The organism is Thiobacillus sp. SCN 63-57 (assembly GCF_001725555.1).
GTDB lineage: Bacteria > Pseudomonadota > Gammaproteobacteria > Burkholderiales > Thiobacillaceae > Thiobacillus.
This window is the reverse complement of the sequence record NZ_MEGP01000052.1, coordinates 1-8,022: the sequence shown is the minus strand read 5'-3', so window position 1 is coordinate 8,022 and position 8,022 is coordinate 1. Positions and strand designations below refer to the sequence as shown.

Annotated in this window: 8 protein-coding genes; 5 read left to right on the top strand and 3 right to left on the bottom strand. The window is 63.3% G+C overall.

Annotated features, from left to right (window positions below):
* Nucleotides 1-516 precede the first annotated feature (516 nt).
* From ABT23_RS14460 to trxB, 3 genes are read right to left on the bottom strand one after another with little or no spacing between them, the layout of a single operon-like run.
* On the bottom strand, nt 517-972 hold the full coding sequence (locus ABT23_RS14460) for a peroxiredoxin (protein WP_296636829.1): 456 nt from the start codon (nt 970-972) through the stop codon (nt 517-519).
* Nucleotides 973-990: 18 nt separating this feature from the next.
* Nucleotides 991-1,650, bottom strand: coding sequence for a Smr/MutS family protein (locus ABT23_RS14455; RefSeq protein ID WP_296636828.1), 660 nt, complete (start codon nt 1,648-1,650; stop codon nt 991-993).
* 1 nt (nt 1,651) lies between these two features.
* On the bottom strand, nt 1,652-2,611 hold the full coding sequence (gene trxB / locus ABT23_RS14450) for a thioredoxin-disulfide reductase (protein WP_296636824.1): 960 nt from the start codon (nt 2,609-2,611) through the stop codon (nt 1,652-1,654).
* A gap of 110 nt (nt 2,612-2,721) precedes the next feature.
* Between trxB and ABT23_RS14445 the strand changes: the two genes are divergently transcribed.
* From ABT23_RS14445 to ABT23_RS14425, 5 genes are all read left to right on the top strand, one after another.
* Nucleotides 2,722-4,995, top strand: coding sequence for a DNA translocase FtsK (locus ABT23_RS14445; RefSeq protein ID WP_296636821.1), 2,274 nt, complete (start codon nt 2,722-2,724; stop codon nt 4,993-4,995).
* Complete coding sequence (ispD, locus tag ABT23_RS14440) at nt 4,992-5,693, top strand: 2-C-methyl-D-erythritol 4-phosphate cytidylyltransferase (protein WP_296636819.1); 702 nt, start codon at nt 4,992-4,994, stop codon at nt 5,691-5,693. Before ABT23_RS14445 ends, ispD begins: the two co-directional genes overlap by 4 nt.
* Entirely contained in the window at nt 5,686-6,168 is a 483-nt protein-coding gene (gene ispF / locus ABT23_RS14435; protein WP_296636816.1) for a 2-C-methyl-D-erythritol 2,4-cyclodiphosphate synthase, read from the top strand. Before ispD ends, ispF begins: the two co-directional genes overlap by 8 nt.
* On the top strand, nt 6,161-6,721 hold the full coding sequence (gene thpR / locus ABT23_RS14430; RefSeq protein WP_296636812.1) for an RNA 2',3'-cyclic phosphodiesterase: 561 nt from the start codon (nt 6,161-6,163) through the stop codon (nt 6,719-6,721). The genes ispF and thpR overlap by 8 nt, the downstream gene beginning before the upstream one ends.
* 166 nt (nt 6,722-6,887) lie before the next feature.
* Nucleotides 6,888-8,022: SpvB/TcaC N-terminal domain-containing protein (locus ABT23_RS14425; protein ID WP_296636810.1), on the top strand; the 1,135-nt coding region annotated here is incomplete at its 3' end.

The window sequence follows — 8,022 nt, the reverse complement described above, 5'->3', positions numbered from 1 at the left end:
TTTGCCGCTGATCCACCCGCCACACTTGATCTTCGGCGGATCTGTAAGGGGAAGAAGGTCAAAACCAGATCAAGGCTGTGTAGCCGACACAACCAGATCGAAGGCTTCGTAGTGAAACTCACCCAAGTACACAAACCGCCAATCATTACTGCCCCGGTTTTGACTTGTCGCCCCTCTCAGTCCCGCCGGAAATCGAGCCTGCCGGGCGGATCAGAGGCAAAGGTGTCTGAGCCCCGCTCACCTTCGAAATACAAACAAAAGCGGGGCGAGTTCTTTGCCGCCCGTCCACCAGGCTCGATTTCCGGGGTTTCGGGGATGAGCGGGGTCGCCTTTTCTTGGGTTACTTTCTTTTGGCGAGACAAAAGAAAGTGACTAGCCGCCGGGCTACCCCCGGCCAACGGTCAGCAGATCAGCGAAACCCCTCACTACAGCGTACAGGCCCTTCGACAGGCTAGGGCAAACGGTGCGGTGTTAAGTGCTCTTCGAAAGTTCAACGCGAACGGTGCTGAAGCCCGCTCAAAGCGTTTGTACAAACCCCAACACCTCCGCCGCATGCCCAGGCGCCTTCAACCCGCGCCAGCTCTTCACCAATTTCCCGTCGACATCGAACACGAAGGTGCTGCGCTCGACCCCGCGCACCTGCTTGCCATACATGTTCTTCAACTTCATTACGCCGAACTGCTCGCAGACGATTTCGTCCTTGTCGGACAACAGCTCGAACGGAAAACCGAATTCGGCCTTGAAGCCCTCGTGCGACTTGATGCTGTCGCGCGAAATGCCGACGACGATCGTGTTGGCCTTGCCGAAGTCGGCATACAAGTCGCGAAATTCCTGGCCTTCGAGGGTGCAGCCTGACGTGTTGTCCTTCGGGTAGAAATAGACGACGACGTTCTTGCCGCGATGGTCGGACAGTTTGAAAGGCGTGTTGCCGGTGGACGGCAATTCGAAGTCGGTGATGACGGGGTCGCTCATGATGGATCTCTCTTTCTTTCAGCGTGACGAGGACGAGGATTTGAGCAGCACGATGACGGCGCCGGCGCCGCCGTCGACGGTGCGGGCCTGGCAGAAGGCGAGTACGTCCTCGCGCTGCATCAGCCAGTGGCGCACCTTGTTTTTCAGTACCGGCAGGCGGTTCTTCGAGCCATGCCCCTTGCCGTGGATGATGCGTACGCAGCGCCGGTCTTCAAGCATGCAGCGGTTGAGGAAGGCGGCCACCGCCATACGGGCTTCATCGCCGGTGTGGCCGTGCAGGTCGAGTTCGCCGCGGATGACCCAGCCGCCGCGCCGCAGTTTCCTGAGTGCGGCCGTGGGGACGCCTGGGCGCGAATACAGCATTTCTTCGCCTGTGGAAATGGCCGCCTCCCAGTCCCATGGATCGGACAGGGCATCGACCAGTACCTGGCGCTCGTCGGCCTGTCTTTGATGGGCGATGGGTTTGGGGCGCGGACGTGCGATGTCTGCCCGACCGGACGGCCGCAGCGGGACGGCATCGGCGACGGCACGGCGAAACAGCATAGCGCCGTCCGGTTTCGGTTTATGCGATGCCTGCAGTGTGGCCAGCGCAGCTGCAGCCTGCTCGCGCAGCGCGCGGCGTACGCGCGCCAGCGCCTCGAACGAGGCGGGGGCGAGCGCACTGCGGCTGCGTTTCATCTCACTTGGTCTTGCCCAGTGCGTCGAGGTAGCGCTCGGCGTCGAGTGCGGCCATGCAGCCGGTGCCGGCGCTGGTGACGGCCTGGCGGTAGATGTGATCCTGCACGTCACCGGCGGCGAACACGCCTTCGATGTTGGTAGCGGTGGCGTTGCCCTTGTTGCCGCCCTTGGTGACGATGTAGCCGCCTTCCAGCGTGAGCTGGCCTTCAAAGATGGCGGTGTTGGGCTTGTGGCCGATGGCGATGAAGATACCGGTCAGCGCGATGTCCTTGGTCGCACCGTCCTTGGTGCTCTTGATGCGCATGCCGGTGACGCCGGTCTTGTCGCCCAGCACTTCGTCCAGCGTGTGGTCGAGTTCGAGGCTGATCTTGCCTTCCTTGACCTTTTCCATCAGGTGGTCGACCAGGATCTTCTCGGACTTGAAGGTGTCGCGGCGGTGCACCACGGTGACGTGTTTCGCGATGTTGGCGAGATACAGTGCTTCCTCGACCGCGGTGTTGCCGCCGCCGATCACGGCGACGTCCTGGTTCTTGTAGAAGAAGCCGTCGCAGGTGGCGCAGCCCGACACGCCTTTGCCCATGAAGGCCTGCTCGCTTTCCAGCCCCAGGTACATGGCCGAGGCGCCGGTGGCGATGATCAGCGCATCGCAGGTATAGGTGCCGGAGTCGCCGATCAGGGTAAACGGCTTCTCGGTCAGCTTGGCGGTGTGGATCTGGTCGAAGATGATCTCGGTCTTGAAGCGCTCGGCGTGGCGCTGGAAGCGGTCCATCAGCTCGGGGCCCTGCACGCCGTCGACGTCGGCCGGCCAGTTGTCGACATCAGTGGTCGTCATCAGCTGGCCGCCCTGCTGCATGCCGGTGATGACGACCGGCGAGAGGTTGGCGCGCGCGGCATACACCGCAGCCGAATAGCCGGCGGGGCCGGAACCAAGAATGATGAGTTTGTGGTGTGCGGTGCTCATGTCTGTAATCAGCCGTGGGAGAAAGGACACTATTCTAACCAATCTTGGCGACCGCATTTCCATGCTGTCAGCCCGGTATAATCAGGGCCACTTTCAGCCCTAAAGTTCCCATGGCGCGTCCCCCTTCCCGTTCTTCGACTCCCTTGTCGCCCCGTATGCAACGGCTGCTGCGCGAAGCCCGTGCCTTGCTGGTGGGCTTTGCCGCGCTACTGCTGGCGGCCATCCTGCTTACCCACAACGCGGCCGACCCGGGCTTCAGCACCACGGGCGACGGCGGTCCGCTGCGCAATCTGGGCGGGCGTGTCGGCGCGTGGCTGTCGGATCTGCTGTTGATGCTGTTTGGCATGTCGGCCTGGTGGTGGGTGGTATTGGCGGCGGCCTATGTCATTCATACCTTTCGGCATCTCGATGAAACCCCGCTGACAGGCGGGCGTCAGCGCTGGTTCAGGCTGGGTGGGTTCGGTTTGCTGTTGCTGGGTAGTACCGGCATCGAATGGCTGCGCACCTGGCACTGGGCGGTGGCGTTGCCGGACGCGCATGGCGGCGTACTGGGCGCGGGCCTGGGCGCGACTGCGGGTGCGCTGCTCGGGTTCACCGGCGGCTCGCTGGTCCTGCTGCTGCTGATGGCGGTCGGATTCAGCCTGTTCACCGGCGTGTCGTGGCTCAGCATGGCCGAGCGTACCGGCGCCGGGGTGGAGTGGGCCTGGTGGACGTCGATCCAGACCTGGCAGGCCTACCGCGACCGCAAGCTGGGCGAGGCGGCGCAGCAGAAGCGCGAAGCAAAAGTCTCGGTGGAAAAGAAGAAGCGCGTCGAAGCACCGCCGATCCGCATCGAGCCGGTGGTGAAGGAAGTGCCGCAGTCCGAGCGTGCCGTCACCGAGAAACAGGCACCGCTGTTCTCCGACCTGCCCGATTCGCCGCTGCCGCCGCTGCATCTGCTCGACCCCGCCGACGAGGCGGTGGAAACCGCGAGCCCCGAGGCGCTGGAATTCACTTCGCTGATGATCGAGCGCAAGCTCGCCGAATTCGGCGTCGAGGTGAAGGTGGTGTCGGCCTCGCCCGGCCCGGTCATCACACGCTACGAGATCGAGCCGGCAACGGGCGTGAAGGGCAGCCAGATCGTCACCCTGGCGAAGGACCTGGCACGCACGCTGTCGGTGATCAGCATCCGCGTGGTCGAGGCGATTCCCGGCAAGCACACGATGGGGCTGGAGATTCCCAATCCCAAGCGGCAGATCGTTCGCCTGAGCGAAATTCTCGGCTCCAAGGCCTATCACGACAGCGCCAGTCCCTTGACGGTCACACTGGGCAAGGACATCGCCGGCAATCCGGTGGTGGCCGACCTTGGCAAAATGCCCCACCTGCTGGTGGCGGGCACCACCGGCTCGGGCAAGTCAGTCGGTGTCAACGCGATGATCCTGTCGCTGGTGTACAAGTCCGATCCGAGCGCGGTGCGCATGATCATGGTCGACCCCAAGATGCTGGAACTGTCGATCTACGAGGGCATCCCGCACCTGCTGGCGCCGGTGGTCACCGACATGAAGCAGGCCGCGAGCGCGCTCAACTGGTGCGTCGGCGAAATGGAACGGCGCTACAAGCTGATGTCGGCGGTCGGCGTGCGCAACCTCGCCGGCTACAACCAGAAGGTGCGCGACGCCAAGAAGGCCGGCACGCCGCTGACCCATCCGTTCAGCCTGACGCCCGATAACCCCGAACCGCTCGAGACCATGCCGATGATCGTGGTGATGATCGACGAACTCGCCGACCTCATGATGGTGGTCGGCAAGAAGGTCGAGGAACTCATCGCGCGCCTCGCCCAAAAAGCCAGGGCGGCCGGCATCCACCTGATCCTGGCGACGCAGCGTCCGAGCGTCGATGTCATTACCGGCCTGATCAAGGCGAATATTCCTACGCGCATCGCGTTCCAGGTGTCGAGCAAGATCGACTCGCGCACCATTCTCGACCAGATGGGCGCCGAAGCGTTGCTGGGGCAGGGCGACATGCTCTATCTGCCGCCCGGCACCGGCCTGCCGCAGCGCGTCCACGGCGCCTTCGTGTCGGACAACGAAGTCCACCGCGTGGTCGATTACCTGAAATCGCTGGGCGAGCCGGAATACATCGAGGGTGTGCTGGAATCGCCGGAAGAAGCGGGTGAGGCCGGCGAATTCGGCGAGGCGGGCGCGGAAGCCGATCCGCTCTACGACCAGGCCGTCGCCTACGTGCTGAAGTCGCGCCGCGCGTCGATCTCGTCGGTGCAGCGCCAGCTGCGCATCGGTTACAACCGTGCCGCGCGCATGATCGAGGACATGGAACGGGCGGGACTGGTGTCGGCGATGCAGTCGAATGGCAACCGCGACGTGTTGGCGCCCGGAGGCGAGGCATGAAGTATTACGCACTGATTCCCGCGGCCGGCTCGGGTTCGCGCATGGGCGGGGCCATCGAGAAGCAGTACATGGACCTCAATTCGGTGCCGATGATCGCGCACGCGATGATGGTGCTCGCGCGCGAACCGCGTATCGAAAAGCTGTTCGTCGTGCTGTCGCCCACCGACAAACGCTGGAACAATTACGAATGGCAGGGCTGGGAAGAACGCATCGAGGTGCTGCGCTGCGGCGGCGCCACTCGCGCCGAAACGGTGCTGAACGGCCTCGACGCCATCGCCAAGGTCTGCGATGCGGACGATTGGGTACTGGTGCACGATGCCGCGCGGCCGTGCCTGCCGGACGAACTGCTGGGCAAGCTGCTGGATGAAGTGGCCGATGACCCGGTCGGCGGTCTGCTCGCCGTACCGGTGGCCGACACCCTCAAGCGCGCCGCGGCCGATACCGCATCCGGCATCCGGGCCGAGGCCACCGTGCCGCGTGCCGGCCTGTGGCAGGCGCAAACGCCGCAGATGTTCCGCCACGCCACGCTGACCGAGGCGTTACGCGCCGCCGGTAGCGACATGACCGACGAAGCCTCGGCCATCGAGCGGCTCGGTTTGCAGCCCAGACTGGTCGAGTCCGACAGCCGCAACCTCAAGGTCACCTATCCGCAGGACCTGGAACTGGCGGGTCTGATTCTGGGGAAGCTGAATGAATGACATCCGGGTCGGCCATGGCTTCGACGTCCATGCCTTTGCCGCGAACCGCAAACTCATCATCGGCGGCGTCGACATCCCCCACGATCGGGGGCTGGCCGGCCACTCCGATGCCGACGTGCTGCTGCATGCGATTTGCGACGCCCTGCTGGGCGCGGCCGGACTGGGCGACATCGGCCGCCATTTCCCGGACACCGACATGGCCTTCGCCGGCATCGACAGCCGCATCCTGCTGCGCCGCGTCGCCGAACAGTTACAGCAACGCAACTGGCGCGTCGGCAACGTCGACGCCACCATCGTCGCCCAGGCGCCGAAAATGGCGCCGCACATCGCGCGGATGACGGCGCACATCGCCGACGACCTCGGCATCGCCCTCGACCGCGTCAACGTCAAGGCCACCACCACCGAAAAGCTCGGCTTCACCGGGCGCAGCGAAGGCATCGCTGCCGAGGCGGTGTGCCTGATCGCGCGTGACTGAATCCGCTCCGGCCGAGTTTCATTCGGCCAAGCCCGATACCCTGCGCCTGTTCTTCGCCCTGTGGCCGGACGACGCCACCCGCGCAGCACTCAATCGTACTGGGAAATGGTTGCACCAACACTGGGGTGGCCGGCGCATGCGTGCCGACACCCTGCATCTCACCCTGGCCTTTCTCGGTAGCACGCCGGCCGCGCACCTGGATGCCCTGGTCGCCTGCGCCGACACTGTCCAGTCACACGCATTCGAACTGATCCTCGACCAGGCCGGCTACTGGCGCCACAACCGCATCGGCTGGCTGGGCGCGAGCGAGGCACCGTCGCAGCATCTCGATCTGGTCGGCGCGCTGAATACCGCCCTGCAGGCGACCGGTTTTCCCATCGATGCGCGGCCGCATGTGCCGCATGTCACGCTGCTGCGCAACACGGCGGGCGGCGAAATCCCAGTATGCGAGCCGATACGCTGGCCAGTGAGCGAGTTCGTACTGGTGAAGTCAATTACCGAACCGGACGGTGCGCATTACGAAGTGATCAGACGATGGTCCCTGGATCGATGATCCCCGGCAAACGGCATAAAACAGGTCCGCCATGAAATTTCACTTGACACACTCAAAAACCACCCTGTAAGTTTCGCCCCATCCATACAGGCCGATGCCAAGCACGTCGGCCACCTCTGCGGAAAACTGAAAAACAATTAACCAGTGCAGCTTTTGGGAGAGCCGCATGTCCTTCAGTTTTGCCGTCTATCGTCCCTCGCCAGGACGAGTCTTCGAACGCATCATCGCCCTGTTCGGGTTGATCGTCTTAATACTGGCGTCGTTCGCGCCGTCCGCATACGCTACCGCAGTCGGCGCCACCCCTGGCAGCCACCAGGTCAGCCCCAGCGGCGCCTTCACCTACACCATCCCCATCGCCGTTCCGCCAGGCACCGCCGGCATCGAGCCCAAACTCAGCCTGAGTTACAACAGCCAGGGCGGCAATGGCCTGCTCGGCATGGGCTGGAGCCTTGCCGGGCTTTCCGTCATCCATCGCTGTCCCAAGACCATGGTCCAGGATGGCGTCATCGGCGGCGTCAACTACAACGCCAACGACCGCTACTGCCTCGACGGCCAGCGTCTTGTTGCCGTCAGCGGCACCTATGGCGCCGACGCCACCGAATACCGCACCGAAAGCGAAAGCTACAGCCGCATCGTCAGCTACGGCAGCCAGGGCAGCGGTCCTGCCTGGTGGAAAGTCTGGACCAAGAGCGGCCAGATCCTCGAATACGGCAACACCGCCGATTCCCGGATCGAAGCCCAGGGCAAGACCGAAGTCATGCTATGGAGTCTGAACAAGCTCCAGGACACCGTCGGCAATTACTTGACTGTCAGTTACATCGAAGACACCCCCAACGGGCAGTACTACCCGGATCGGATCGACTACACCGGCAACAGCAATGCGGGCAAGACACCGGGCAACTCGGTGCGCTTCGTCTACGAGACCCGGCCAGACATCACACCGCTGTATCAGGCGGGATCGGTCAACAAGACCACGGTCAGGCTTACGAATGTGCAGACGTATGCTGAGAACACGACAGTCAAGGACTATCGGCTGGCGTATGAATTGAGTGCCTCGACTATGCGCTCTCAACTTGCCAGTGTCACAGAGTGTGCAGGGGATGGGCTGTGTTTGCCAACAATGTTACTTAAGTGGCAAAGCGCTGACGACGGCAGTTTTGCACTACCGGTGACGATGACTCTCATGGCTGCTGATTCATCCGGGAGTTATTGGAATTCCAAGCTTGGCGATTTCAATGGCGATGGCAGAACGGATGTAGCGCTTATTCATAACGGTACGGATGGGTGGTATGGACGAGTCG